The sequence below is a fragment of the Streptomyces sp. NPDC104367 genome (assembly GCF_055583825.1).
On sequence record NZ_JBVJND010000021.1, the window covers coordinates 113,957 to 139,673 of the forward strand.

Genomic DNA, 25,717 nt, shown 5'->3' on the forward strand with positions numbered 1-25,717 from the left:
GGCGGGACGGGCGTCCGTCAGTCACGGTCCGCGGCCGGCTCCGTCGTGACCCTGCGGAGCAGCGGACTGCTGCCGGCCAGTGCCAGGACCATCAACGCGGTGCCGATCGCGCAGCACACCGCGAGTTGTACGAGGCCCGCGGTGCTCACCGAGGCGTCGAACATCGCGTTGATGCGAAGAGCCGCGTAGGCGCCGGTGCCGGTCGTGCCTCCCGCGAGGGCCACCAGCGGCAGGACCGTTTCCCGCAGCCGTGCCTGGTTCAGTACCCGCGGCGGGGCACCGGCGAGGTACAGCAGCCGGTAGACCCGGCGGCGGTCGAGGACGGTGGCCGCGGCGGTGAGCCCGGCGGAGGCAGCCGCGACCACGAAGCCCACCGCCAGGGAAGCCAGGCCGACCTGACCGATGAGGCGGTTCACGGCCGTGTTTTCTGCGTTGACGTAGTCATCGGTACGCGGCGGCACGCCGGGGGAGACCGGGGCGAGTGCGGTCAGGGCGGTGTCGATGTCGGCCTGGCCGCCCCGCACCCGGACCACGATGCCTTTCTCGGCACCGAGCATGCTGTTCACGTCCGCCGTACGCACCGTCGCCGTCACGCCGGCGTCGTCGAGGCGCCGGCTCGCCTTCCGGAGCATGGCATCGGGGCTGGACGACGAGGCCGGCAGGGCGATCTGGTTCGGGTAGCGCGTGTCGAGGATCCCGATCTGACCGACCGTGAAGAATCCGGCGACGAAGCCGGCCAGGACCAGACCGCTGACCGTGCGCCATGCGGCGCGCGGGTCGTCGCTGAGCCGGCGCGCGGCGAGGAGCGTGGCGGGCCGCCTCGCGAGTCGTCCGGTGATCCGGCCGAGTCGGTCGACCACCCACGGCCCGAGGATCCAGAAGGCCCCGTAGACCAGGACGATCAGTCCGAGTTGCTGCAGGGAGCTCGCACCGCCTTGGGCGCCGATCACCACGAAGCCGACGATCGCGGCGAAGAGCAACAGCCGGACCGTCCTGGTGCGGCGCGCGCTCGACTGCTGTGCGACGCCGAGCGGCGCTCCGGCGACGCCGCGCAGTGTGGTGACGGCGCTGAGCACCGTGAGGAGGACGACGGCCGCGACCACCGCGAGCAACCAGGGAAACCCGACCCACACCTCCGAGACGTACCAGCTGCCGATGCCGTACGGCACGGTCGCCAGGACCGGCAGCAGCGTCACGTAGGCGATCGCGCCGGTCAGCGCGCCGGCGAGGCCGACCGCCGCCGCCTCGGCGCCGGTCATAGCGAGGATCTGCCGGGGGGTCGCCCCGGCCAGCCGGAGTGCGGCGAGCCGCTGCTCACGTCGGGCCGTGCCCAGCCGGCCGGCCGCCGCAGCCAGCACGATCACCGGCACGACGAGGAGCGCGCCTCCCAGCAGGGCGACGTCCTGGTCGGACTCGGTGAACACGCTGGGCCGCGCGCCGGCAAACCCGGAGACCCGGGCCACCGCGGCCAGCCGGTCGGCCCCGCCGCCGTCCTCGGCGCCGCGGATCGCGGGGTCGTTGGATGCCCGTCCGACGACGGCGACCAGTTCCTCCGGTGCCGCCAGGGCGGCGTCGCCGAGGGTGCCGTAGCCGGTTCTCGTGGGAAAGCGATCGGCCAGCTGTGCGGCGGGCAGTTCGTGGGCCAGGCGCATGAGGGCGGGGGAGAGGTAGATCCGCCCGGGGCCGGGGAAGCGGTCCAGCCCGGGTGGTGCTGGGGTCGCCGCGCGGCCGGGCAGCTGCGCGAGGGTGACGACGGTGACCGGACGGTGCCGCACGTACGTCGTCGTGAGGGTCTGGACGGCGGTGGCGTTCCGGCCCGGAGCCGGATCAGGGGTGCGCCAGGCCGTCCGGACCGCGCGGGTGGCGGAGCCGACCGTGGCCGCCAGCAGCAGGAGCAGCACGAGAGCGCCGACGGCCGCGGCAGCCGCGGCCAGCACACTGCTCTGCAGGCCACGGCGGCCGGAGGACCTGGCAAGGTGCCAGGTCAGCGGGAGTATCGAGGAGGGCACGCAGGACTCCAAAGAGTGAGCAGGAGGCGGAGGCGGTGCTCACGCACACGGGACGGGCGACGTCGCGGCGCCGATCCGGCCGTCGCGGACGTGCAGGATCCGATCGCAGTGGGCGGCGACACCGGCGTCATGGGTGACCATCACCAGACAGGCACCGGAGGTCCGGGTCACGGTGGTGAGCAGGCGGATCACCTCACTCCCGGTCGCCTGGTCCAGAGCCCCGGTGGGCTCGTCGGCGAAGACCACTGAGGGGTCGACGGCCAGCGCCCGGGCGATGGCCACCCGCTGGGCCTGTCCACCGGACAGCTGACCGGGACGGCGCCCTTCCAGCCCGGCCAGCCCGAGAGGTTCGAACCAACGGCGGGCCTGCCGCACGGCCTTGCGACGAGGAGTGCCCTCCAGCATCAGCGGCAGGGCGACGTTCTCCTCGGCGGACAGCTCCGGAAGCAGCTGGCCGGACTGGAACACGAAGCCGAATCGCCGACGCCGCAGCGCGCTGAGCCGGTTCTCGGACAGCTGGTCGATCCGCTCCCCGGTCAGCAGGACCTGCCCCTCGTCCGGACGGACGATGCCGGCCAGCGTGTGCAGGAGGGTGGACTTGCCGGATCCGGACGGGCCCATGATCGCCAGTGCTTCCCGGTCGGGGACCTCGATGTCCACGCCCCCGAGGGCGGTGACGCTGCCGTAGGTCTTTGTCAGGCCGTACCCGGCAAGGACGATGTTCATGATGCGGGAGCCCCTCTGATGCTGGAAGTTCCGGTGCCGACCGTGCCGGGCCCTGATCCCGGCGATGGTGACGGTGACGGTGGTGCGGACGGCCGCGCGGTCGCGGCGGCCGGGAGACGCGAGCCCTGCCCGGCCACCGCAGGCCGCTGGTGTCCCGGCGGGCGACGTCCACCGCGTCACGGTGTCCGGCATGCGGAGAGCTCGCACCGGACGCCGCTCGGTCACGGGCGGACGCTCCCCGCCGGGGCGCTGGTCCTCGGCGTGCGCTGTCCACCGCGCCGACGACGTGCCGCGGTCGGTCCCGTACCGCCCCGGGACCGGAGCGGTACGGGGTGGTGGGAGACGCGTCAGGCGTCGGGAGGTGGGCTGCGCGGATTCCATCCTCCGCGTGCCGGGAGCCCCGCGCCTCGGCCGAACGGCCAGGCTCACGCGCCGGCCCACGGCCGCCATCGGCCGAATTGCCGATACGGATGTCCCTTGGGCGTCGGCCTGTCGGCCTGTCGGCCCAGCATGCAGGTGATCGGTCCGGGTGGGGAGCCGGGAGTCAGAGCGCCCCAGCGTGGCTTCCCTGGACCGGCGGCGTATGCCAGGGTTCGCGACCGCAACGGGCCGACCTGGCCGGGGACGCGGGGCGGGAGGTGTTGTGGAGGCGCCGGTCCTCCGTACGGCGACTGTCCCGTCGGCCCGGCGGCGCGCCACCGCCCGGCTCGTGGCCGCGCCCATGAGCCGGGCGGGTGCATGTCGGGGCCGGTCCGATCAAGAGCCGGACCGGCCCTGCGGGGCGGCGCTCCCCTGCTCGGGGCTGTGCCGTCGCGGTGCTGCTGGATCTGTCGGCTACCGCGAGGGGATGGCCGTCGGCGTCAGCCGGACGTGTTCAGCGCGGCGCGGGCGGCGGTGAGTATCGCCTCGGACAGCTCTGTGTCCTTGGTCGCCCTGGCCAGGACCAGTGCCCCCACCATCGTGCACATCCGGCTCAGCCCGTCATCGCCCCCATCGGTGGCCAGGAGCTGTGCGAGTTGCGCGACGCCGTCGCTGTACCGGACCCGGGCGGCGGACCCGCCGTGCCCTCGTGCGATGTCGGTGGCGAGCGCCGCCACCGGGCAGCCCTCCGCGACGGCGTCGCGGTGCTCGACGGACAGGTAGGAGGCGATCGCCTCCTCGCTGAGCCCGCCCTCGGCCGCGGGCTGTCGGTACTCCTGTGCGGCCGCCTCCTGGAAGGCCAGCGCCATGGCTTCCTCGAAGAGGGCTTCCTTGGAGGCGAAGTGCTTGTAGAACCCGCCGTGGGTGAGCCCCACCTCCTTCATCAGGTCGACGACGCTGACCTGAGCCCCTCGCTCCCGGAAGAGTTCGGCGGCGGCCCGCACGACGCGCTGCCGGTTCTCCTGCGCCTGAGCCTGTGACACGCGCCCCATGGTCCGCCTCCCTCTGGATGCCATTCGACATCTATCGTAGAGCGTGATTACATTACAGATGTAATCTATTTTGGCGCTTGGCCGGACGGCCCGCCTGAACAAGGAGTGATCATGGAGCTCAAGGGATCTGTCGCGCTGGTCACGGGTGCCAACCGCGGTCTGGGACGCCACCTCGCGCAGCAGTTGGTGAACGCCGGCGTGAAGGTCTACGCCGCGGCGCGCCGCCCCGAGACGGTGGACCTGGAGGGTGTGACCCCGCTGGGCCTGGACGTGACCGACGAGAACTCGGTGCTCGAGGCCGCCCGTGTCGCCTCGGACGTGACGCTCCTGGTCAACAACGCGGGTATCTCCCTGTACAACCCGCTGATCAGCGGCAGCATGGAGAGCGTGCGCGCCGAGATGGACACCAACTTCTACGGCCCGCTCACGGTGACGCGCGCGTTCGCCCCGATCATCGAGGGCAACGGCGGTGGCGCCGTGCTGAACGTCGCCTCGGTGATCGCCTGGATGCACCCTGCCCAGGCCGGTTCCTACGCCACCTCCAAGGCGGCTGTCTGGGCGATGAGCAACGCGGTGCGTGAGGAGCTCGCCCCTCGCGGCATCGCGGTCTCCGCCCTGTACGTCGGACTCATGGACACCGACATGACCGCCGTGATGCCGCCCGAAGGCAAGTCCGACCCGGCCGAGGTCGCCGCGCAGGCGCTGCGCGCGATCGAGCAGGGCACTCCGGAGGTCCTCGCGGACGAGCTCACCGCGCAGGTCCGGCAGGGGCTGTCGGCCACCCTGGCTGCTCAGGCGTAACGTCCCTGAAGGTCCGCCGCCGGAGCGCTTTCCGGCGGCGGGCAGGGCCTGGAGCCGAACGGCCCGGTGGCCCCTTCGGGAGCGAGTGCCGCCGCATCCACCGTCGATGGATGCGTCGGCCGTCTTCCGATGACGTGACGCGCTTCTGCGCGGAGGAGCGGGACCCTGGGCCCTGGTTCGGACCAGGGCCTGGCAGCGGGGTGATCACAGGCTCACCATCGTGAACCGCTCGTCGTGTTCGCGCAGCCTCTGCATGACGGTGGCGGGTGAAGGTGCCGGCCCTTCGCCGTGCCGGTGGTGATGGCGAGCCGCTCGGCGATGTCGCGCAGGGAGGCTGTGGTGCAGCGGTGCTGTGGTCGTGTGTCCCGTGGGGCGCAGCTGCCCTGCTCGGCTCTGCCGCCGGTCACGGTGTGGTTCTGCGTGGGTCCGCGGTGATGAACAGGGCGGCCAGGACCGCGGTGCCGAGCATGATGCCCAGGGCCCAGCTCGCAGCGACGGCGTAGCCGTGCACGGTGGCGTTCTGAAGGATGTGCGGGCCGCGGTGGTCGGCCAGGTAGGTGCTGGTGGCGCCGGCCGCGATGGTGTTGAGCAACGCGGTGCCGATGGAGGCGCCCGTCTGCTGTGCAGTGTTGACGGTCGCGGCGGCGATGCCCGCGTCGTGAGGGGTGACTCCGCTGGTGGCTGTCGCGACGGCGGGGCCGAGCAGGGTGCCGATGCCGAGTCCGAGGAGCAGCTGGGCGGGCAGGATGACGGCGGTGTAGGAGCTGCGGGGGGTGAGCTGGCTGAGGAGAGCGAGCGAACCGGCCGCCGAGAGCAGACCGGGCACGATGAGCAGCCGAGGCGGCAGTTTGGGGAGCAGGCGGCTGGAGAGCTGGGTCGCCGCCGTCACGTTCATCGCCACCAGTGGGAGCATGGCGAGACCGGTCCTGGCCGCGGAGTAGCCCATCACGGACTGCAGTTGGTAGGTGAGGAAGAGGAACACCCCGAAGAGTCCGAGCGTGGCCAGCGCGACGGTGGCGAGTGCCGCGCCCCGGTTGCGGTCGGTGAGGATCCGCAGCGGAAGGAGAGGGGTACGCAGCCGGGCCTGCGCGATCCCGAACGTCAGGAGCAGGGCCGTGGCCAGGGCCAGGCAGAGGAACGGCCGAGGGGTGTGCCAGCCGTGTTCGCCGGCCACGGAGAACCCATAGACCAGCGCTGCGATGCCACCGCAGCCGGTGAGGGCTCCCAGGACGTCGATTCGTGCGTCTGGGCGTCCGGGCGGATCGGGCAGCGAGGCGATCGCGCCCGACGCGGCCAGCAGGGCGATCGGGATGTTGACGTACATGCACCACCGCCAGTCGAGGCAGCTGGTGATCAGCCCGCCGCCGACCAGGCCGATTCCGCCGCCGGCGGTCAGCACGCCGCTGTAGATTCCGATGGCCCTGGCGCGTTCCGCCGGTCCGGGGAACACCGCCATCAGCAGCGCGAGGGTCGAAGGGGCCGGCAGGGCCGCGAAGAGGCCCTGTCCGGCGCGGGCGGCGATCAGCATCCGGCCGGAGTCCGCCATGCCGGCGAGCCCGGAGGCGACGGCGAAGCCGAGAACACCGACGATCAAGGTGCGCTTACGGCCCAGCCGGTCGGCGATGCGGCCGCCGACCAGGAGCAGCCCGCCGAAGGTCACGGTGTAGGCCGTCACGACCCACTGCCGGCTCGCGTCGGTCATGCCCAGATCCTGTTGGGCGGTGGGCAGCGCGACGGTCACAATGGTCGTGTCCAGCACGATCATCAGCTGGGCGATCGCGAGGACCGCCAGACCCCACCAGCGGCGCGCGTGCAGCCGGGCCGGATCGGCACTTCCCCCACGCGCCGCGCTTTTCGTCCTTTTTCTGTCCGTCTTGTTCGGCATGGTGCACCCCTGGTGCGTCGTGTTCGGGCGCTCGCATCCATTACCTGCCGACAGGTAAAGTTAGCGGCGAAGCGAAGCTAGTCCATTACTTGCCGATCGGCAAGTAATGGAAGGGTTGGCCTTGGCGGGCCGGTCCGCAGGCCGGCCCAGACGACGGCGACGAAGGGACTTCCATGGCAGGCCGCCGTACCGACACCCGTAAGCGCGCCCAGCGCGTAGCCCTTCAGCTCTTCAGTGAGCACGGGTACGACGGCACGTCGCTGCGCATGATCGCGGAACGGTTGGACATCACGAAGGCGGCCCTCTACTACCACTACAAGTCGAAGGAGGAGATCCTGGCCGCCGTACTGGCCGACTTCTCCGCCGCCGTCGCGCAACTCACCGACTGGGGCAAACGGCAGCCCGCAGGACCCGAGACCCGGCGTGAAATGCTGCGCCGTTACGCCGAGTTGACGGCGGGCGGCATCACAGCTGCGGCCCGCTTCACGCAGGACAACGAGCCGGCGCTGCGCGACCAACCGCTCGCGGCCGAGGTGCGGCAGCACGTCACGACGCTCTTTGAACTCCTGGGCGGGCCGGGCGTGCTGTCCCATGGTGGTGACCCTGCCGCATCGCTGCGTGTCCGCCTCGCCATCACCGCACTGCACCTGGCCGGCGAGGAAGCCGACCGGATCGAGTGCGGAGGCCCGGAGCTGATCGAAGCGGCGCTGGGCATTGCCTGCGACTTGATCGATCCGCCGGCCCGGCCGGCCGCCGAGGGTCCTTGACGGCGGTCCTGAAGCCGTCCGACGACCTTCGCCGGTCTGCCGGGCGGGGGTGGCCGTCGCCGCATGCGGCGATCCGAATTGCGCCTGTGATCCTCCCCACGGGCGTTCAAGGGCCGCCAGGGGTGCCCCAGTTGGCAGTGAACTCTTGCCATCCGTCGCCACCGGGCCGGATGGATCGGTATCGCCAACAGGCTCCGAAAGGTCCGGGTACATCGGACGCCTGCCGCGCCTGTCGTCGTGCGCTTATCGTCGTGAGCGCGCACCGGTTGGTTCGACGAGGCGATCGTCGCAGAGCCGGGTGCCGGCCTGCTTGACGTACTTCGACACGGGTGAGACCTCCACGCTCTGCAGTCCGGTCAGGGAACCGATGCGTTCTGCAGTGAACTCGAACAGTGCGTCGAGGTCCCCGAAGTGCGCGACGGCGCCGATGTTCCAGGGCTCGGAGATGGCTGCGGCGAAGACGACCGCGGGTTGCTGCGGGAGTGTGCGGCCCGCGCTTTTCACCGCCGACGGGTGCACACGAAGCCATAGGTGTGCGCGAGTGTGAGAACCCAGGGCCGCTGCCGCGATCTCGACGTCGATGTGGACGACACGGTGCCGGAGCAGAACATCGAGGCGTCGCGACACGCGTCCAGGGGTGAGACCGGCGGCCGTGGCGAGATCGACGAGACTGGCGCGGCCGTCCGTGGCCAGCGCACCGAGCATGCTCTCGTCCTCGGGGGTGAGGCGCAGTGGCTCGCGAGGGGCGACCGGGGACTCGGTGAAAGGGGGCTCGCCGTTCCCCAGCGCTGCTTGCCCCGTGGGGGACAGCGCGCCCTGCAGGGCGGACCATTGGTGGCCGCGGCCCCCGAGGAACTGACGAGCATGGCGAAGGCGTTGATGTCGATCACCGCGGCCGTGCGGGGAAGCCGCTGCCCCAATCGAGGAGAGCGTCCCCTTGCTGGTGGACGTCCTGCTCTCCCGACTGGGTACGCCCGGCCTGGCCCACCTGGACCGCTTCGGCAACGTCGTCCCTTGGTAGCCCTGCCGCACCCCTGAGACCCTGCCGACAGGCGGCCTACTCGACGCGGGCGTCCGGCCGTCGCGCGTTCGTGTGCCGGGCGACGACGGTCGTCGTCTCCCCGGTCGGCAGGTGGCGCCGGTAGGCCAGCAGCACCGATGTCCCGCACAGCAGGGCCAGGACGACCAGGGCGAGCAGCAGGACCGTCGTGCTGAAGGGCGGGGTGACGGCGGCCAGGACCATCGGGGTGAGAAAGCCCGTGTAGGCGAGTGTGTAGAAGACGCCGGTGAGGCCTGCGAGATCGCGTGGGCCCGCGATGCGCTGCACTTCGAGCAGCCCGCTGACCAGACCGGTGCCGATGGCGCAGCCCAGCACGAGCGCGGCGGCGACACCCAACAACGGGGACTGCCAGTACTGGGCTCCGGTCATCACCAGGATTCCGGCGGCGGTCAGGAAGAGGAAGACCACCAGGCCCCGGGCCGAGGAGGGCGTGTCGATTCGTTTCGCCCACGGCTGGACCAGCGCGGCCACTCCCAGGGTCAGCCCCGTCAGCGCGGTGGCGTACGCCAGGCCCCAGTGGCCGGTGGCATCGGAGAGGAGCACCGGGAGGTAGCCGTAGGCGAGCGCGGCCGAGGCGAACAGCCACGGCGCGGCGATCGCGACCACCCGGACGAAACGCCTGTGCCCGGCGGCCGGAACACGCAACTGCCTGCGCAGTGGTCCTCCCAGACCGCCCGGACTGGTTTCCGGAACCCGCCGGACCAGCCACAGGAACGGAACGGCGACCGCCATCTGCAACAGGAACGGCAGCACCTCGGGCCGAGGCCCCCACTGTGCGAGCGATCCGGCCGCCAGGGCGCCCAGCCCGGAGCCGAGGGTGAACGCGGTCGAGGCACGGCGGGCGCCCGCGCCGGCATCGGCGTCGGTGTCGTGGGGCGGTTGGGAAAGTTCCTTGAGCCAGCTGTTGCCCACCGCCATGGCGATACCGACCGTCACGCCTGACAGCAGGCGCCCGATGAACAGCGGGACGGAGCCGAGGGGGCCGAGGGCGAGCACGGCGCCCGCGGCCAGGGCGGTCAGGATTCCCACCGTCATCACGGGGCGGCGCCCGTGCCGGTCCGACAGGGCGCCGGACAGCAGCAGAGCGGGTGCCAGGCCGCCCACATAGACGCCGAGCAGCAGGTTCACCAGCAATGTCGAGTAGTGATCGTGCTGTTTGTACATCAGCAGCAGCGGACTGAACTGATTGCCGCACCAGCTCATGGCGAAGATCGCACCGAACACGGTGCGCCACGGCTGACGGGACCGAACGCGCTCCGGCCCGCTTCCGCGCTCGCCGGCGTGCTCTCGTCCAGCGCGGGACGGACCCGCGGTCGCCGAGCTCACAGTGCCCCCTGGTGCCGTGCCACGTGCCGGGCCAGAACCTCGCTGTAGCCCGACGCGTCCTTGCCGGACAGGCATCCCAGCAGCTTGTGGTGGTCGTCCAGTACTTCCGGAAGGTGCTGCGGTTGCGTCGTCAGCAGCTGATGACGCAACCGCTGCTGACGGTCGCGCAACAGCGTGAAGAAGTGCACGGCTATCGCGTTGTCCGAAGCCAGTACCACCGCCGAGTGAAAGGCGTCGTCCGCCGCGACGAACGCTTCCACGTCCCCCGCGTCCAGATGGCGCCGTTGCTGCTCCAGGGTTCGCGTCAGCGTCCGGACCACATCCTCGGAGGGGCCGCCCTCCCCCACGACACGCCGGGCGGCGGCCCCTTCCAGAACCTGACGCATCTCCAGTACGTCCTGGGCCTCGCGCGGGGCGATGGGCGTGACCACGGCGCCTCGGCGGCCGGCGAGATCCAGCAGGCGCTCACTGCTCAGTCGGAGAAAAGCCTCGTGTGCGGGGGTCCGGCTGATGCCGAGGTCCTCACTGATCTCGCTCTCCGTGACCAGCTGTCCACCGGGGAGTCGGCCGGTGATGATCGCCTGCTTGATGTGGTGATACGCGTGCTCCGCCGCGGAGCGAGATCCGGATATGGATGCCATGAACACGTATCTTTGCATGCATGCATCGATGCATGCAAAGGACGGCAGGCGTGCGTGGCCGGAGTCACAATCTTCGCGAACCCCCTGCCGGCGGTCGGCTCTCAAAGTGCCGTGGCAGACGACACACCGAGCGCGGGGAGGACGACGGCATCCATGTAGGACAGGAGAAACTCCTGTGTGGGTGGCAGTTCGTCGAGCATCGCGCGGGCCACGACGCACCCCACGAACATGTGAGGCACGTAGGGGATGGCCGGGTTCTCCGCATCGATCTCCGCCCGGTCCACAGCGCGCTGTATGACTCGGCGAACGTGCGCGACCTCCGGACCGATGACCCCTTCGTGGAACGCCGTCAGCAGATCCGTATTCGAGTGGATGGCGATGGACAGGGCTCGCATCAGTGCGTGGTTGTGTGCCCTGGTCGCGTCGTCCTCGCTGGTGACGTAGGCGTGCAGATCGTCTCGAAGGGACCCGGTGTCGACGGGGACGCAGGGGCCTGACCGTGTGGCGCACCGCAGGGCCGCCGCCACCAGTCCCGCTTTGCCGCCCCACCGGCGGTACAGCGTGGCCTTGCTTGATCTGGTGCGGGCCGCCACCGCGTCCATGGTGAGAACGTCGTACCCGACTTCTCCGAGCAGATCGAGGACGGCTGTCTGTACTTCGGCCACACGCTGAGGCTTCAGTCGAGTACTTCCGGCCGCTGCGCCCATGGCCATGGCATTTCCCTTCGCCGTGCTTCCGGCCGCATGGGTGAATGACGACCGGACGGCCCGGGGCCGCTGTGCGGCTCTGCTTCAGCGGCCCCGGGATGCGGTCTTCCTTTCAGTTGGCCTGAGCCGTGCGCCTCGTGACGGTCTCCACGGCGTCGCCGGCCGGTCGCTTCCAGTCGCCCGTGACAGATGTGTCGCCGGCCTCCTCGGCGAGGCGCTCCATGCCACTGGTCGTCTTGAGCGGCTTCTCCTTGATGAACAGGACGGCGATGAGAGCGAGCAGCGCGAACGGTGTGGCGACCAGGAACAGGTCGCCGGTCGCCACGCCGTAGGCGTGCTCAACGATGGTCCGCATCGCGGGGGGCAGAGTCGCCATCTCCGAAACACCGTGACCGGTTGACTGACCGGCGGCAGAAGTGCCCGCCCCCTTGAGGCTCTTGGTGATCTCGGAGGTGACCCGGTTGGCGAGGATCGCGCCGAGCACGCTGGTGCCGATGGTGCCGCCCATGCTGCGGAAGAACGACAGTACGGAGGTGGCGGCGCCGAGTTCGGCGGCCGGAACGTCGTTCTGGGCGGCCAGCACCAGGTTCTGCATCAGCATGCCGACGCCGATCCCGAGCACCGCCATGTAGACGCTGAGCAGGCCGAAGTGGGTGTCGGCGCTGATCGTGGAGAGCAGCGCGAGGCCGACGGCCATGACCGCGGAGCCCGCGACGAGATAGATCTTCCACTTGCCGGTGGCGCTGATGAGCTGCCCGGCGACCGTCGAGGAGACGAGCAGGCCGAGGATCATGGGCAGGCTCATCAGACCGGCGGCGGTGGCCGACTTGCCCAGGGAGACCTGGAAGTACTGCGAGAGGAAGACGGTGCCGCCGAACATGGCCACACCGACGAACAGGCTGGCCACCGTGGTCAGCGTCACGGTGCGGCTGCGGAAGATCTTCAGCGGGACGATCGGCTCGGCGGTCCGTGACTCGACGCAGACCGCGGCGCCCAGCAGCAGTACCCCACCCGTGGCCAGAGCCGCGGTCTGCCAGGAGGCCCAGTCGAACTGGTTACCGGCCAGGGACACCCAGATGAGCAGTGCGCAGATGCCCGTGACGATCAGGAGGGCACCCAGGTAGTCGATCCGCACATCCCGGCGACGGGGCGCGGGCAGCTTCAGCGTGCGCTGCAGCAGCACGATAGCCAGCAGGGCGAAGGGGATGCCGATGAAGAAGCACCAGCGCCAGCCGAGCCAGGAAGTGTCGACCAGCACGCCACCGATCAGCGGGCCGGCCACGGTGCCGACGGCGAAGACGGCGCCGAAAATACCGGAGTACTTGCCCAGCTGACGGGGCGGGATGATGGCGGCCATGACGACCTGGGCGAGCGCGGTGAGACCGCCGGCGCCGATGCCCTGGGCCACCCGGCTGAATATCAGCAGTCCGACATCGTGGGAGAAGCCGGCCAGCAGGGAGCCGACGATGAACATGCTCAGCGAGAGCTGAAGGAGCAGCTTCTGGTTGTAGAGGTCGGACAGCTTGCCCCACAGCGGCACTGTTGCCGTCATGGCCAGCAGTTCGGCGGTGACGACCCAGGTGTAGGAGGACTGGCTGGCCCCGAGGTCGGCGATGATCCGGGGCAGCGCGTTGGCCACGACCGTGCCCGCCAGGATGGCGACGAACATTCCGGCCATCAGACCGGACATGGCCTGGAGTATCTGGCGGTGGGACATGGAGGTGGGGGACGCCTCTTCCGGCGTCGCTGGTGAGTTCACGGTCTCTCTCTCACATGGAAACGGCGGTTCGTGTGTGCGCCGGGTCAGTGCCGCACGGCACTGCTGGACGGTGTCGACAGTCCTGCGGCGAGATAATCGAGCGTCTCCTGGAAGACGTCGGTGAAGGTGGTGTCCTTCTGCCGGGTGGACCAGTGCTCGAAGGCGACGCGGACGGCTGTCGCCGCGACGGCGGCAAGCAGGTGCGGATACAGCTCCAACGCGGACCTGCGGCCTTCCTCGTCAAGGACGTGCGGTGCCGATCGGTCGCCGGAAGGTGCGTGCGCGTCGGCTGCGATGCGTTCGCTGAGGGCTTCGGCCAGGCCGAGTTCGTCGTTCGCGTGGATGCTGAGGGCGCGCACGAGGAGACGCGGTGACCCGCGCAGCACCGTGGCGTGAAGATTCCACAACTGGTGCTGCTGCTCCGCCTCCGCCAACTCGGCGGCCAGGGCGTCGCGCAGCGCTTCGAGCGGGGACAGTGCGGATGGTGCGTCGAGCACGGCCTGCCGGACGCGGGCACTGGACTCCGCCCCGATCATGACGAACACGTCGTCCCGGGAATCGAAGTAGTTGAAGAACGTGCGCGGTGACACGCCCGCTGCATCGCTGATCGCTTCGACGGTGACGTTCTCCGCGCCCTGCTCCACCGCGAGACGCACCGCCGCTTCCACGAGCGCGGCTCGTGTCGCGCGCTTCTTGCGTTCGCGCAACCCGTCCGTCGCGTGGCTCTCTGCTCCCATATTTTGCATAGTACGAAAAAATGCAGAGCATGTAAAAATCTTCGAGACGTGGCGGTGAAGGGTCCGGAGGGCCGGCCGGGGGAAGGCACCCCGGACCTCCTCGTCGCGTCCAGCTGGGTCAAGGCCATCTGGGATGTCGACGCCGGAGCGCAGGGGTACAGCCACCTCATCGACTCGCTGTAGACGGCCGGGTCGAGTACTGGGTCCGCACAGACCGGAACCGCGTACATCCCGCCCGCCCGTGACTTCCCCAGCCTTGGCCGGCATCACCCTGAACCAGCACAACCTCCTCCGCATGATCGCGGCCGGGTCCGAGGGACCCGCTTCAGGCCGCTCGGTACCGTTCTCGGTACGGCCCGCGACAACGGCGTCACGCTCGGCCCGGCGCGCTACGTGGACCTGATGAACAACCGGGCGGGCATCAGCAGCGTCGACACCCCTCCGGCCCGGCCGTGCGGACTTCCGGCCACGGTGTCTTCGAGACCGCCCGATAAGCGGCCGCCCTGGTTACCAGCGCACGGGCACGGTCTCCAGCCCGCCGACGAGCAGGCCGTCGAGCCGCCTCAGTTCGTCGACCGGCACCGCCAGGCGAAGAGTGGGGAGCCTGCGCAGCAGGGCTTCGAGGGCCACCTGGAGTTCGGTACGGGCCAGGGACTGGCCCAGGCATGAATGCGGTCCGGCGCCGAAGGCCAGGTGCGGGTTGGGGGCGCGGGTGAGGTCCATCTCCTCCGGTTCGGTGAAGTGGCGTTCGTCGCGGTTGGCGGCCGACAAGCTGCAGAAGACGGTGCTGCCGCCGCGCAGCACCTCCCCGTCGACGGCGACATCCTCGGTGAGGTACCGGCGCAGGCCGAAGCCGGAGTTGGCGTCGAAGCGCAGCGCCTCGTCCACCGCGGTGCGTACCAGGGAGGGGGCTTCCAGCAGCCGTTCCCAGCGGGTGCGGTCGGCCAGCAGCATCGCCACCATTTTGCCGATCATGTTGGTGGTCGTTTCATGCCCGGCGACCAGAAGTCCCATCCCGGTGCCGACCAGTTGTGTGTCGGAGAGGCTCTCGTCGGCTTCACCGCTGTCCTTGATCAGCGTGCTGAGCAGATCGTCCTGCGGTTGGTCGCGTTTGGCCGCGATGAGATCCGACATGTACCGCACGAACTCGGTCTGGGAGGCGCCGGTCTCGTCCGCACGGTAGCGGCTGACGTTGAGGAAGGCGTTGGACCAGTGGGAGAAACGGCCCCGGTCCTCGACGGGAACGCCCAGGAGATCGCAGATCACGTAGACCGGCAGTGGGAAGCCGACGCTCGCCTTGAGGTCGGCGGGCCGACCCTGTTCGATCATGTCGTCGATGAGCGAGTCCGCGATGGTCGCCATGGCTGGGCGGAGCGCCATCACGCGCTTCACCGTCAGGTGCTTGCTGATCAGTCGGCGCCACCGCATGTGAGGTTCACCCTTGTCGGCGCCGATCAGGCTCGGATCGCCGTCGGCGACGGGGCCGCCCGCGCCTTCGGGGGCGATCCTGGCCGCGTCGTCCTCGGCGGTGGGGCGGGCGAAGCGAGGGTCGGACAGGAGAGTCCTGACATCGTCGTACCGGGTCAGGTATGTGGCCTTGTCGCCGCTGGGGAGTTCGACGGTCGCCGCTGGACACCGTCGGCGCAACTCGCCCCATTCGGCCGGGGCCTCCAGCGGTCCGTCCGAGGGCAGGGGCAGGCGCATGAACTGTTCGGTCGTGCTCATCCGACATCTCCTTGTGCAGTGGGGGAGGAATCGATGTGGCGGGTAGAGCGGTTCGTCCCGGTGGGGAGGGACGGTGACGGCGAGTCAGGTCGATCGACGCGTCTGCGTGACCCGGGGTTACTCCACGGACGTCTGAGATCCGAGCGCGGAGCCTGCCGTAGGCCGTGAGGACTGGTGCGCGGACCGCAAGGGGATCTCGCTCGGTCGATCTTCGGTGGCGTTGATCGGGAGTTGTTCCACGGATGTGCCGGGCACCGCCTCGAAACCCCCTTCAGGTCTGGGAGGCGCCGCTGCGAGGAGTGCGGTGGTCGTGGTGATCAGGTCGGCGAGGAAGATCTGTTCGCCGGTGAGGTGTTCCGCACCGTCCAGAGTGCGGCGGGCGCGGTCCGCCAGAGCGGCGCCGATCAGTGTCAGGGCCAGATCGAGGCGTTCCCTGCGCAGCGGTTCGGGAAGGGAGTCCGGCAGCGCCTGCTCCATCCGCTGGATGACCTCCCAGTGGAGACTGCCGCGCAGCATCGGGTGGGGGACGCGGGTGCGGATGCCGCTCTGGTGGCTGAGCTGGGCCGCGATGCACAGTCGGCGCTGCCCGCATCGGTCGGCCAGCTCGCCGGCCTGCGCGAGTACGAGCACGCTGACGGCATCCCGTCCCGACAGCCCCTCTGCGGTACGCGCCCCGTTGTCACCGAGGGCGGTCGCGACGAGGCGGGCCAGCGCGATGTCGGTGGAGTGGTGGTGGAGAGCCATCACCGCGTCGAGCAGACCACCCCGTGACCCGAAGTGGTACTGCACGGCTGACGGATTGCTCTGCCCGGCCAGGCGCACGATGTCCCGGAGCTGCCCCCGTCCACACCGTCTCCGGCGAAGACCTCCTCGGCGGAACGGAGGAGTTTCTCGCGTGTCTGAGATCCTGCGGCGTTCGTCGTCCGCGGCATCCTCACATGTTAATGCCGGGCATTAGCGGTGGGATGTGACATGGCACTCACCGTTCGTGGGCAGGCCGTCGAGGGACGTCCCTGCCCGCAGGGCCACGGCTGCGCGGACCGTCCGGCCTGTTCGCCTGTCAGGGGGCGAGACCGGACGGTCCGCGCTCACGCCGCGCGAGCCGGTCGGTCAGGCCGTGCCGGCTGCCCGCGAGGTGGTCTCCCAGTCCGCCCAGGTCTGTTGCCGCTGGGCGTAGACGGTCTGGGCGACGTCGTACGCCACGCCCGACAGGAGTAGGCGGAGGGGAGGGCTGTCCGAGTCGACCACGTCCAGGAGCGCCTGGTTGGTGGTGTCCGCGGCGGGGGAGGGCGGTGCCTGCTTGATCATCTGGGTCCTCGCGTCATGCATGGTGCGGTAGACGGGGAGCTGTTCCGAGCGGACCGCGGAGGTGGTGCCCCAGTCGGTGGCGTATCCGCCGGGCTCGACCAGGGTGACCTTGATGCCGAACTGGGCGACCTCCTGGGACAGGGTCTCGGAGAAGCCTTCGAGGGCCCACTTCGAGGCGTGGTAGATCCCGAGGCCGGTGAAAGCCGCCACGCCGCCGATGCTGGAGATCTGCACGATGTGACCGCCACCCTGCTCGCGCATCAGCGGGACGGCGGCCTGGGTGACCCACAGGGCGCCGAACACGTTGGTTTCGAGCTGGGCGCGGGCCTCGGCCTCGCTGACCTCTTCGACGGCTCCGAAGTGCCCGTAACCCGCGTTGTTCACCACGACGTCGAGCCGGCCGAAGTGGGCGTGGGCCTGCTCCACCGCCCCGAAGGCCGCAGCACGGTCGGTCACGTCGAGCTCGAGCGGGAGAACCGCCTCGCCGTACTTGCCGACGAGATCCTTGAGGGCGCTGACGTCGCGGGCGGTGGCCGCCACCTTGTCACCGCGCTCCAGGGCCGCCTCGGCCCAGCTGCGCCCGAAGCCGCGGGATGTGCCGGTGATGAACCAGGTCTTGCTCATGAGGATGCTTCCTTCCCGCACCGTGCTCACGCGGCGCAGACAGGGGGTTGGTCGGGGTCAGACGTGAGGGGACCCCAGCCCGTGACTCGCCTGTTGGAAGCAGGCGCGGGCCAGTTCGAGCAGATGGTCGAACCCGTCGTCGGGCGACCAGGTGGTGTAGGCCGTCGTCATCACCGCCTGGGCGATGTTGACGAGCAGAGCTGTTTCCACCTCGGCTCCGCCGGGCGCACGTGAGGTGGCCCAGTCGTGCAGCTCGGTCACGAACAGCTCGCCGTGGCCGTGCATCGACTCGGCCAGCCTCGGTGAGGCCGCCTTGAGGCGCTTCTGCACCGCGAGCCGGTCCGAGAAGCTGGCCAGGTATCCGAGGAGAACCGCCTGCAAGGACGACCACAGTGGTTCGTCCTCAGGGCGCTCGCTCATCAGCAAGCGCCAGACATGGGGTGCCCGGGGGTCCGGGGCGAAGACGATGGCTTCCTTGGTGGGGAAGTAGTTGAACAGGGTGCTGCGTGAGACGTTCGCGGCCGACGCGATCTCGTCGACGCTGACCGCCTCGTATCCGCGTTCGTCGATGAGGCGCAGCGCGGCGGAACGGATCGCTCGCCAGGTTTCGAGCTTCTTCCGCTCGCGCAGGCCCAGACCTTCGGTGTCTGCCACGGCATCACCGTAGAGAATAGTTGGACTCCGTGCAACTTTGGCCGGGGTTCAGATTTCCGGAGGTGTGTCCCGCCGGGCAGGCGCGCCAGACGGTGGACAACAACCGGCAGTTGGCGGGTCCTCGGGGGGTGGTCTCAGGGGGACAGTGCCTCCACGGGTGACCTCGGTCATCCCCGTTCGCGGAGCGAGCCCCGCCGCCGTCCCGGTCGCGGGGCCCCATGAGCCGTCGCCGAACCACGCGAGGAACACACATGAGTCAGGAATTCGAGTCGCACCGGACACAGCAGTCGCAGCGCTTCGCGCCGTCGGCGTCCGTGGCGGCCACCGCCAACGTGACCGCGAGCACCTATGCGCAGGCCGAGGCGGACCGTCTCGGCTTCTGGGCGATGCAGGCCGGGCGCCTGTCGTGGGCGGTGGAGCCGACGCAGGTTCTGGACTGGTCGAGGGCGCCGTTCGCCGAGTGGTTCGCCGACGGCCGGCTCAATGTCGCGTACAACTGCGTGGATCGCCACGTGGAGGCCGGGAACGGCGACCGCGTCGCCCTTCTCTTCGAGGGCGAGCCGGGTGACACCCGTGCTCTCACCTACGCGGATCTGCAGCGGGAGGTCTGCAAGACGGCGAACGCGCTGGCCGAGCTGGGCGTGCGGGCAGGGGACCGGGTCGCGATCTACCTGCCGATGATCCCGGAGGCGATCGTCGCGATGCTCGCCTGCGCCCGTCTCGGCGCCCCGCACTCGGTGATCTTCGGCGGCTTCTCCGCGGACGCCCTGGCCACCCGGATCGAGGACGCGGACGCCTCCGTCGTCATCACCGCGGACGGCGGTTACCGGCGCGGCAAGCCGTCCGCCCTCAAGCCCGCCGTGGACGACGCGCTGACCAGGCGGGGCAACACCGAGCGGGTCCGACGGGTCCTGGTGGTCCGCCGCACCGGCGAGCCCACGCCCTGGGACGCGGAGCGCGACGTGTGGTGGCACGACCTCGTCGACGCGCAGCCGGACGAGCACACCGCGGAGGCCTTCGAGGCCGAGCATCCGCTGTTCATCCTGTACACCTCGGGCACGACGGGGAAGCCGAAGGGCATCCTGCACACCACCGGGGGCTATCTGACCCAGACGTCGTACACCCACCACGCCGTGTTCGACCTCAAGCCGGAGACCGACGTCTACTGGTGCACGGCCGACATCGGCTGGGTCACCGGTCACTCGTACATCGTCTACGGCCCGCTCAGCAACGGCGCCACCCAGGTGCTCTACGAGGGAACCCCCGACACCCCGCACCGGGGACGCTGGTGGGAGATCGTCGAGAAGTACGGGGTCACGATCCTGTACACGGCGCCGACGGCGATCCGTACCTTCATGAAGTGGGGCGACGACATCCCCGCCAAGTACGACCTGACCTCCCTGCGGATCCTCGGCTCGGTCGGCGAGCCGATCAACCCGGAGGCCTGGCTCTGGTACCGCAGGCAGATCGGCGCCGACCGGACGCCGGTCGTCGACACCTGGTGGCAGACCGAGACGGGTGCCATGATGCTCAGCCCGCTGCCGGGCGTCACCGCGACGAAGCCCGGTTCCGCCCAACTCCCGGTGCCCGGCATCGCCGCCGCCGTCGTGGACGACGAGGGCCGCGAGGTGACGGGCGGCACCGGCGGCTACCTCGTCCTCACCGAGCCGTGGCCCTCGATGCTGCGCACCGTCTGGGGCGACGACCAGCGTTACCTCGACACCTACTGGTCCCGGTTCCCGGGCCGCTACTTCGCCGGGGACGGGGCCAGGAAGGACGAGGACGGCGACATCTGGCTCCTCGGGCGCGTCGACGACGTCATGCTGGTCTCCGGTCACAACATCTCCACCGCCGAGGTGGAGTCCGCCCTGGTGGCCCATCCCAAGGTGGCCGAGGCCGCCGTCGTGGGCGCCACGGACGCCACGACCGGCCAGGCCATCTGCGCCTTCGTCATCCTGCCGGACGGGGTGAGCGAGGAGGACGGCCTCGTCGAGGAGCTGCGGGCACACGTCGCGAAGGAGGTCGGCCCGATCGCGAAGCCGCAGCGGATCCTCGTGGTGGACGAACTCCCCAAGACCCGCTCGGGCAAGATCATGCGCCGCCTGCTGCGGGACGTCGCCGAGAACCGGGACCTGGGCGACGTGACCACGCTCACCGATTCCTCGGTCATGGCCATGATCCAGTCCAAGCTGCCGACCGCTGCGGCCGAGGACTGATCGGGATGCCAGGACAAGGAAAGGAGGGACCATGCGGATCGTTCTGATGGGGCCACCCGGAGCGGGCAAGGGCACCCAGGCCCGCATCCTGTCCCAGCGGCTCGCTGTGCCGGCCGTCTCCAGCGGCGACCTGTTCCGCTCCCATATCGGTGCGGGCACCGAGCTCGGGCGTCTGGCCAGGAGTCACACCGAGGCGGGGACCCTGGTCCCCGACGAGCTGACGGTCGCCATGATGACGTCCCGCCTCGACGAGGCGGACGCGGACGAGGGGTTCGTCCTCGACGGCTTCCCCCGTACGTACGGACAGGCCGAGCTTCTCGACGGCGCGTTGGCCGCCCGGGACATCACGCTCGACGCGGTGATCGCCCTGGACGTGTCCGGGGACGAGGTCGTACGCCGGCTCAGCGGGCGGCGGGTCTGCGGGAAATGCGGCGCGACGGCGCACGTGACGTTCGCCCCGCCGCGTACGCCGGGACGCTGTGACAGGTGCGGAGGCGCGCTGGCCCGGCGGAACGACGACGCGGAGGAGACGGTTCTGCGTCGTCTGTCCGTGTACGCCGAGCAGACCGTTCCGGTCCTGGACAGGTACCGAAGCCGACGAAAGCTGATCCGGGTGGGTGCCACGGGCACCACCGAGGAAGTGACCGACCGTCTGTTCGACTCGTTGTCGGCGGGACAGCGCTGACGTCCCGATCCCGCTCCAGGTGAGGCGCGCGGCACGCGTGCGGCGGCCGGCTCACACCTGGGCGGGATGGTCACGCAGCCGCCGCAGGAGCAGCGAGAGGTCGAGGCGGCGTCTGCCCTCAGGGGTGGTGATCGGGAAACCGAGCCGCTTCTCGGCCTGCTCCAGGCGCGCGGCGAGCGTGCTGTGGTGACGATGGACGACCGCGGCCGCCTTGCGGACCGAATCGGTGTCGCAGAACGCCACCAGCACCTGGAGGGTCTCGCCGCCGCCGGGCTCCGCGGCGATGCGGTCCAGCGCCGCGACGTCTGAGACCGTGGCGATGTCCTCGGGGCGCAGACGTTCCGCGAGCACGGCCAGGGCCCCCAACTCGCTCCAGCTGACCACGGGGCACGAAGCCCGGGTGAAGCGCACCGCGGTCTGCGCACGCCGCCACGCCGCGGGTGCTTCGATGGCGGGGACGGCGAGAGCGACACCGGCCCGGAACCGCCCGTCGAGGCCGTCGACGGTTCGAGCGGTGACGATCGCGTGCAGTTTGCCCAACTCGGTCGTGTGGCCGCCGAGCAGGCGGGCGGCCTGCCCTGCCTGTTCCGTCGTGGCCCGAACGGCCAGCACGGTCAGCGTCTCCGTCGGCCGTTCGCCCAGGAGCCGCAGTGCCCGGGAGCGCTCCGCCTCGCCCGCGCTCTCCGCCAAAGCGAGTTCGACCAGCGCCGCGTCGCCGAGTTCGGTCGGCGGCACCGCCGAGTGCTCCAGGAGCACGGAAGCCGCCAGGGCGAACCGTTCGATCAGGATGTCGTCGAGCGGAAGGGCCGGTCCCGGACGGGCGAGCCACACCAGGCTGCCGCCGGGCAGTCGGCGCACGGCCGCCTGCCCCGGAACCGAACCGATGTCCGGGGCGATCCCCAGGGGGCACTCGGCGAGCTTCGACGCCTCTCGGGTGAGTACCTCGACGGCGACCCGTCTGGCCATGAGTTCGTCGAAGAACCGGATGACACGGACGGCGTTCTCCGCGTCGGCGTCGAGCGCGGAGAGCCTGAGCAGCAGACCCCTCATGGGCCTCAGATTACGACACCGCCAGGTGGCGGCTCGCAACGCGTATCTGTCCGACACCTGACGGAGTGTGCCGAGGACCGGGCCGACGCATACTCGACCCCACCCGCACCGCAGCACAGCACGTCGAGGAGCCGAGATGACCTACGCGTACGATCCCGAGATCGCGCCGTGGATCCCGATGATGCCGCAAGGGCCGTTCACGGACTTCAGAGCCATGCGGGCGCTGGGCGCGGAATCGGTCAGCACCGGGCTGCCGCCCTATGAGGCGGAGATCGAGATGGTGAGCCGCGACACCACCGTCCCGGGGCAGGCCGGCGCTCCCGAGGTGCGGATCCGCGTCTACGCGCCGGCCGAGCGCGAAGGGCTTCTGCCCGGCCTGCTCTACATCCACGGCGGCGGGTTCATCATGGGCAGCATCCCGGAGTTCGACGCCACCGCGACGCGGATGGCCGCCGAGGTCGGCGCGGTCGTGGTGTCCGTCGATTACCGGTTGGCGCCGGAGGACCCGTTCCCGGCGGGACTGGAGGACTGCTACTCCGCGCTGGTGTGGATGGCGGAGTCGGCCGGCGAACTCGGCGTCGACCCCGACCGGATCGGTGTCGCGGGGGAGAGCGCGGGCGGCGGACTCGCCGCCGCGCTGGCACTCCTCGCCCGCGACCGGGGCGGTCCCGCCCTGTGCTTCCAGTACCTGGCCGTCGCCGAACTCGACGACCGGCTGGACACACCGTCGATGGTGGACTACGACGACGTCCCGCTCTGGAACCGGTCGGCAGCCGAGGTCAGCTGGGACTGCTATCTCGGCGAGGGCCGTCGCGGCACCGCGGACGTACCCCCCTATGCCGCTCCGGCACGGGCCCAGGACCTGTCGGGCCTGCCGGCGGCCTTCGTCACCGCATGCCAGTACGACCCGCTGCGCGACGAGGACCTCGCCTACGCGCTGCGTCTCGCCCATGCCGACGTTCCCACGGAATTCGTCCTCTACCCGGGAGTCATCCACGGAGGTCTGATCCCGGAGTCCGCCGTGAGCGTGCGTATCACGGCCGACATGATCGCGGCACTGCGCCGCGGTCTCGGCGTGGGAACCAAGTAGGGCTCGGCGCACCGCTCACCGGGCCACAGGCGCCACCCAACGCCACGGGCGGGCGCCACCCCTTGGCATGACTCTCTGTAGTGGTCATGTCGCTTCAAGTCCGCAACTCCCTGATCAGGTCTCAACCCGCGAAGAATTACGGAGACAGTCATGACCGACAGCACCGCAGCGACACCGCGCACCCGGCCGCCGGCCCCGGCAAGCGTCAGCGAGGTGGCTCAGCAGTACCTCTCCATGCCGAACCCCTTCGACGAGGACGCCGAGCCCGCGCTCGACGACACCGAGGGCTGGCTGCGTGTGATCGCGGAGCGGGAGGCACCGGTCCGCGCGATGTTCGAGGCGTCGGTGCCGTCGGAGCAGGTCCTGAGCCGTGTCAGGACCGAGATCGCCGGGGTGCCCACCTACGTCCTGTGTCCGTCCCACGTCGCGGACGACACCGAAGCACCGCTCTTCCTGGAGATCCACGGCGGCGGCATGTACATGTGCGGCGGCGACCTGGCCTGGATGATGACGGCTGAGAAGTCGGCGGCGCGCAAGGGCATCACGTGGGCGCCCGACTTCCGCAACCCGCCCGCGCATCCCTATCCGGCCGCGCTCGAGGACTGCCTCGCCGTGTACCGGCAGGCGCTGGAGGAGCGCCCACCAAGCAAGATCATCGTCAGCGGTGGATCGGGCGGCGGGAACCTCGCGGCGGCCATGTTGCTGCGGGCCAAGGACGAGGGACTTCCGATGCCCGCGGCAGTGCTCCTGCTGACCCCGGAGCTGGACCTGACCGAGTCGGGAGACTCCTTCCAGACCAACGCGGGCGTCGACTACCTGAAATCGCTCATGCAGGCCAATCTCCTCTACGCGAACGGCCACGACCTGACACACCCGTACCTCTCACCTCTGTTCGGGGACCTGGCCGGGTTCCCTCCCACCTTCCTGCAGACGGGTACACGCGATCTGTTCCTGTCCAACACGGTACGGATGCACCGCAGGCTGCGGGCTGCCGGGGTGGAGACCGAACTCCATGTGTTCGAGGCCATGCCACATGGCAGTTTCGGCGGTCAGGCACCTGAGGACCGGGACATGGCCGAAGAGATCCAGAGGTTCGAAGAGCAGCACCTGGGTCTGAACCCCAGCTGAACATGTCCGCTGAACAGGTGATCGGCCGACGAGCCGGCCACCCGGTTCAAGGGCGCCCCCATCGCCTGGCGAAGCCCGGCGTCCACACGGCAGGTCTGGAAAGGGCCAGGCCGCCGAGGGCGCCGGGATTCGCGTAGGGGGGCACGCGGCTGCGCCCGCTTCGGCACCCCTCTCGTCTGTAAAGCCCCTCAAGGGCGGACGAGTTGCCGTGCATGCCGACGGGGCCCGCACGGACCGGCGGGCCGAGCCATGAGGGAACGCCGCGCGCCCCCGCACCCGCCACATGGCGGCAGCAGCGGCCGAGCCTCGCGCCATCTGCGGGTTCCGGCCCCTCCGCCCCCGGCCCACAGTGGATCCCACCGACCGCACCCCCACGTTCCCGAAGGAGAGAACGATGGCCAACGAGACAGCAGCGGACATCCTCGGCCCCGTGACCACGCGGCCCCCGATGGACCCGGAGCTCGCACCCGTAGCGGAGGCGATGCACCCGTTCGTGCTTCCTCTCAGCGACGAGACTCTCCCGGAGGCCAGGCGGCGGGTCGCCGAGACGACCGGCGAGCCCGGGACGGTCCTGACCGTGGGCGGCAGGGTGCGAGTGGAGGAACGCCAGGTGCCCGGTCCGGCCGGGCAGCCCGACATCGCCGTGCTCATCCTCAGCCCGGCGGAGGAGCGGGGCCCCAAGGCAGGCATCCTGCAGATCCACGGCGGCGGGATGGTCGCCGGGGACGCTTCGATGGGCCTGGACACAGTGCTGCCGTTCGTCGCCGAGGGCTCCGCGGTGGTGGTTTCGGTCGAGTACCGGCTCGCCCCCGAGCACCCCGACCCCGCTCCCGTCGAGGACTGCTACGCCGGACTGGTGTGGATGGCGAAGCACGCCGAGGAACTCGGCATCGACGCCGAGCGGCTGATCGTCAGCGGAATCAGCGCGGGCGGCGGTCTCGCGGCGGGAACCGCCTTGGTCGCCCGGGACAGGGGCTTCCCCGATCTGAGCCACCAGGTGCTCGTCTGCCCCATGCTCGACGACCGCTTCGAGACGCACAGCAGCCGGATGCTCGACGGCGAGGGCATCTGGGACCGAAGCAACAACCTGTACGGATGGACCGCCCTGCTCGGTGAGCGGCGCGGCGGACCCGACGTGTCCCCGTACGCAGCGCCGGCGCGCTCCGAGGATCTCACCGGTCTGCCCCGCACCTATATCGACACCGGCTCGGTGGAGCTGTTCCGTGACGAGGTACTGGCCTACGCAGGCCGGCTGTCCGAGGCGGGTGTGAGCGTCGACCTCCACATGTGGGGCGGTGCCTTCCACGGCTTCGACGGGATGGCGGCCCACGCGGCCGTGTCGCGGGCGTCCATAGCGGCTCGTGAGAATTTCTTGCGGCGCGCTCTCGAACGGTGAGAGAACGGGCC

At 70.3% G+C, this 25,717-nt stretch carries 23 protein-coding genes; 8 read left to right on the forward strand and 15 right to left on the reverse strand.

Going from position 1 to position 25,717, the window contains the following annotated elements:
* Positions 1-17: 17 nt before the first annotated feature.
* The 3 genes from ACZ619_RS28870 to ACZ619_RS28880 all read right to left on the reverse strand — a co-directional run bounded on the left by ACZ619_RS28870 (position 18) and on the right by ACZ619_RS28880 (position 4,147).
* Positions 18-2,009: an FtsX-like permease family protein gene (locus tag ACZ619_RS28870; RefSeq protein ID WP_469604849.1), complete on the reverse strand. Its 1,992-nt coding sequence runs from the start codon at positions 2,007-2,009 to the stop codon at positions 18-20.
* 39 nt (positions 2,010-2,048) lie between these two features.
* Positions 2,049-2,735, reverse strand: coding sequence for an ABC transporter ATP-binding protein (locus ACZ619_RS28875; RefSeq protein WP_469604851.1), 687 nt, complete (start codon positions 2,733-2,735; stop codon positions 2,049-2,051).
* Between the two features lie 860 nt (positions 2,736-3,595).
* Positions 3,596-4,147, reverse strand: coding sequence for a TetR family transcriptional regulator (locus ACZ619_RS28880; protein ID WP_469604854.1), 552 nt, complete (start codon positions 4,145-4,147; stop codon positions 3,596-3,598).
* 111 nt (positions 4,148-4,258) lie between these two features.
* Here ACZ619_RS28880 and ACZ619_RS28885 point away from each other — a divergent pair, with 111 nt between their 5' ends.
* Positions 4,259-4,948: an SDR family oxidoreductase gene (locus tag ACZ619_RS28885; protein ID WP_469604855.1), complete on the forward strand. Its 690-nt coding sequence runs from the start codon at positions 4,259-4,261 to the stop codon at positions 4,946-4,948.
* A gap of 403 nt (positions 4,949-5,351) precedes the next feature.
* Here ACZ619_RS28885 and ACZ619_RS28890 read toward each other — a convergent pair whose 3' ends face one another.
* Positions 5,352-6,833, reverse strand: coding sequence for an MFS transporter (locus ACZ619_RS28890; protein WP_469604857.1), 1,482 nt, complete (start codon positions 6,831-6,833; stop codon positions 5,352-5,354).
* Between the two features lie 173 nt (positions 6,834-7,006).
* Here ACZ619_RS28890 and ACZ619_RS28895 point away from each other — a divergent pair, with 173 nt between their 5' ends.
* The gene (locus tag ACZ619_RS28895) at positions 7,007-7,600 is read left to right on the forward strand and encodes a TetR/AcrR family transcriptional regulator (protein ID WP_469604860.1); all 594 of its coding nucleotides are present in this window, start codon (positions 7,007-7,009) and stop codon (positions 7,598-7,600) included.
* Between the two features lie 243 nt (positions 7,601-7,843).
* Here ACZ619_RS28895 and ACZ619_RS28900 read toward each other — a convergent pair whose 3' ends face one another.
* From ACZ619_RS28900 to ACZ619_RS28925, 6 genes are all read right to left on the reverse strand, one after another.
* Positions 7,844-8,305: an Lrp/AsnC family transcriptional regulator gene (locus ACZ619_RS28900; protein ID WP_469604863.1), complete on the reverse strand. Its 462-nt coding sequence runs from the start codon at positions 8,303-8,305 to the stop codon at positions 7,844-7,846.
* Between the two features lie 352 nt (positions 8,306-8,657).
* Complete coding sequence (locus ACZ619_RS28905; protein WP_469604866.1) at positions 8,658-9,884, reverse strand: MFS transporter; 1,227 nt, start codon at positions 9,882-9,884, stop codon at positions 8,658-8,660.
* Positions 9,885-9,982: 98 nt separating this feature from the next.
* Positions 9,983-10,627 carry a GntR family transcriptional regulator gene (locus ACZ619_RS28910; RefSeq protein WP_469604869.1) on the reverse strand — a complete coding sequence of 215 codons (645 nt, stop codon included), beginning with the start codon at positions 10,625-10,627 and terminating at the stop codon, positions 9,983-9,985.
* Positions 10,628-10,728: 101 nt separating this feature from the next.
* Positions 10,729-11,340: a TetR/AcrR family transcriptional regulator gene (locus tag ACZ619_RS28915; RefSeq protein ID WP_469604871.1), complete on the reverse strand. Its 612-nt coding sequence runs from the start codon at positions 11,338-11,340 to the stop codon at positions 10,729-10,731.
* Between the two features lie 106 nt (positions 11,341-11,446).
* Complete coding sequence (locus tag ACZ619_RS28920) at positions 11,447-13,051, reverse strand: MFS transporter (protein WP_469605012.1); 1,605 nt, start codon at positions 13,049-13,051, stop codon at positions 11,447-11,449.
* A gap of 86 nt (positions 13,052-13,137) precedes the next feature.
* A complete protein-coding gene (locus tag ACZ619_RS28925) occupies positions 13,138-13,839 on the reverse strand; it encodes a TetR/AcrR family transcriptional regulator (protein WP_469604873.1) in 702 nt (233 codons plus the stop codon).
* 39 nt (positions 13,840-13,878) lie between these two features.
* On the opposite strand from ACZ619_RS28925, the gene ACZ619_RS28930 reads away from it, so the two are divergent.
* Positions 13,879-14,013, forward strand: coding sequence for a hypothetical protein (locus tag ACZ619_RS28930; RefSeq protein ID WP_469604876.1), 135 nt, complete (start codon positions 13,879-13,881; stop codon positions 14,011-14,013).
* A gap of 324 nt (positions 14,014-14,337) precedes the next feature.
* Here ACZ619_RS28930 and ACZ619_RS28935 read toward each other — a convergent pair whose 3' ends face one another.
* The 4 genes from ACZ619_RS28935 to ACZ619_RS28950 form a co-directional block, all read right to left on the reverse strand.
* Complete coding sequence (locus ACZ619_RS28935) at positions 14,338-15,555, reverse strand: cytochrome P450 (protein WP_469604879.1); 1,218 nt, start codon at positions 15,553-15,555, stop codon at positions 14,338-14,340.
* Between the two features lie 117 nt (positions 15,556-15,672).
* Complete coding sequence (locus ACZ619_RS28940) at positions 15,673-16,344, reverse strand: TetR/AcrR family transcriptional regulator (RefSeq protein ID WP_469604882.1); 672 nt, start codon at positions 16,342-16,344, stop codon at positions 15,673-15,675.
* Positions 16,345-16,665: 321 nt separating this feature from the next.
* Positions 16,666-17,487, reverse strand: a complete 822-nt coding sequence (locus tag ACZ619_RS28945; RefSeq protein ID WP_469604884.1) for an SDR family oxidoreductase — start codon at positions 17,485-17,487, stop codon at positions 16,666-16,668.
* A gap of 57 nt (positions 17,488-17,544) precedes the next feature.
* Complete coding sequence (locus tag ACZ619_RS28950; RefSeq protein ID WP_469604887.1) at positions 17,545-18,141, reverse strand: TetR/AcrR family transcriptional regulator; 597 nt, start codon at positions 18,139-18,141, stop codon at positions 17,545-17,547.
* Positions 18,142-18,392: 251 nt separating this feature from the next.
* Between ACZ619_RS28950 and acs the strand changes: the two genes are divergently transcribed.
* A complete protein-coding gene (acs, locus tag ACZ619_RS28955) occupies positions 18,393-20,357 on the forward strand; it encodes an acetate--CoA ligase (RefSeq protein ID WP_469604888.1) in 1,965 nt (654 codons plus the stop codon).
* A gap of 31 nt (positions 20,358-20,388) precedes the next feature.
* Positions 20,389-21,042, forward strand: a complete 654-nt coding sequence (locus ACZ619_RS28960; protein ID WP_469604890.1) for an adenylate kinase — start codon at positions 20,389-20,391, stop codon at positions 21,040-21,042.
* 51 nt (positions 21,043-21,093) lie between these two features.
* Here the strand turns inward: ACZ619_RS28960 and ACZ619_RS28965 are convergent, their stop codons facing one another.
* Complete coding sequence (locus ACZ619_RS28965; protein ID WP_469604891.1) at positions 21,094-22,092, reverse strand: helix-turn-helix domain-containing protein; 999 nt, start codon at positions 22,090-22,092, stop codon at positions 21,094-21,096.
* A gap of 136 nt (positions 22,093-22,228) precedes the next feature.
* Here ACZ619_RS28965 and ACZ619_RS28970 point away from each other — a divergent pair, with 136 nt between their 5' ends.
* The 3 genes from ACZ619_RS28970 to ACZ619_RS28980 all read left to right on the forward strand — a co-directional run bounded on the left by ACZ619_RS28970 (position 22,229) and on the right by ACZ619_RS28980 (position 25,706).
* Positions 22,229-23,182, forward strand: a complete 954-nt coding sequence (locus ACZ619_RS28970) for an alpha/beta hydrolase (RefSeq protein ID WP_469604894.1) — start codon at positions 22,229-22,231, stop codon at positions 23,180-23,182.
* Between the two features lie 150 nt (positions 23,183-23,332).
* On the forward strand, positions 23,333-24,310 hold the full coding sequence (locus ACZ619_RS28975) for an alpha/beta hydrolase (RefSeq protein WP_469604897.1): 978 nt from the start codon (positions 23,333-23,335) through the stop codon (positions 24,308-24,310).
* A 394-nt stretch (positions 24,311-24,704) separates the two neighbouring features.
* Entirely contained in the window at positions 24,705-25,706 is a 1,002-nt protein-coding gene (locus tag ACZ619_RS28980; protein WP_469604899.1) for an alpha/beta hydrolase, read from the forward strand.
* Positions 25,707-25,717 lie beyond the last annotated feature (11 nt).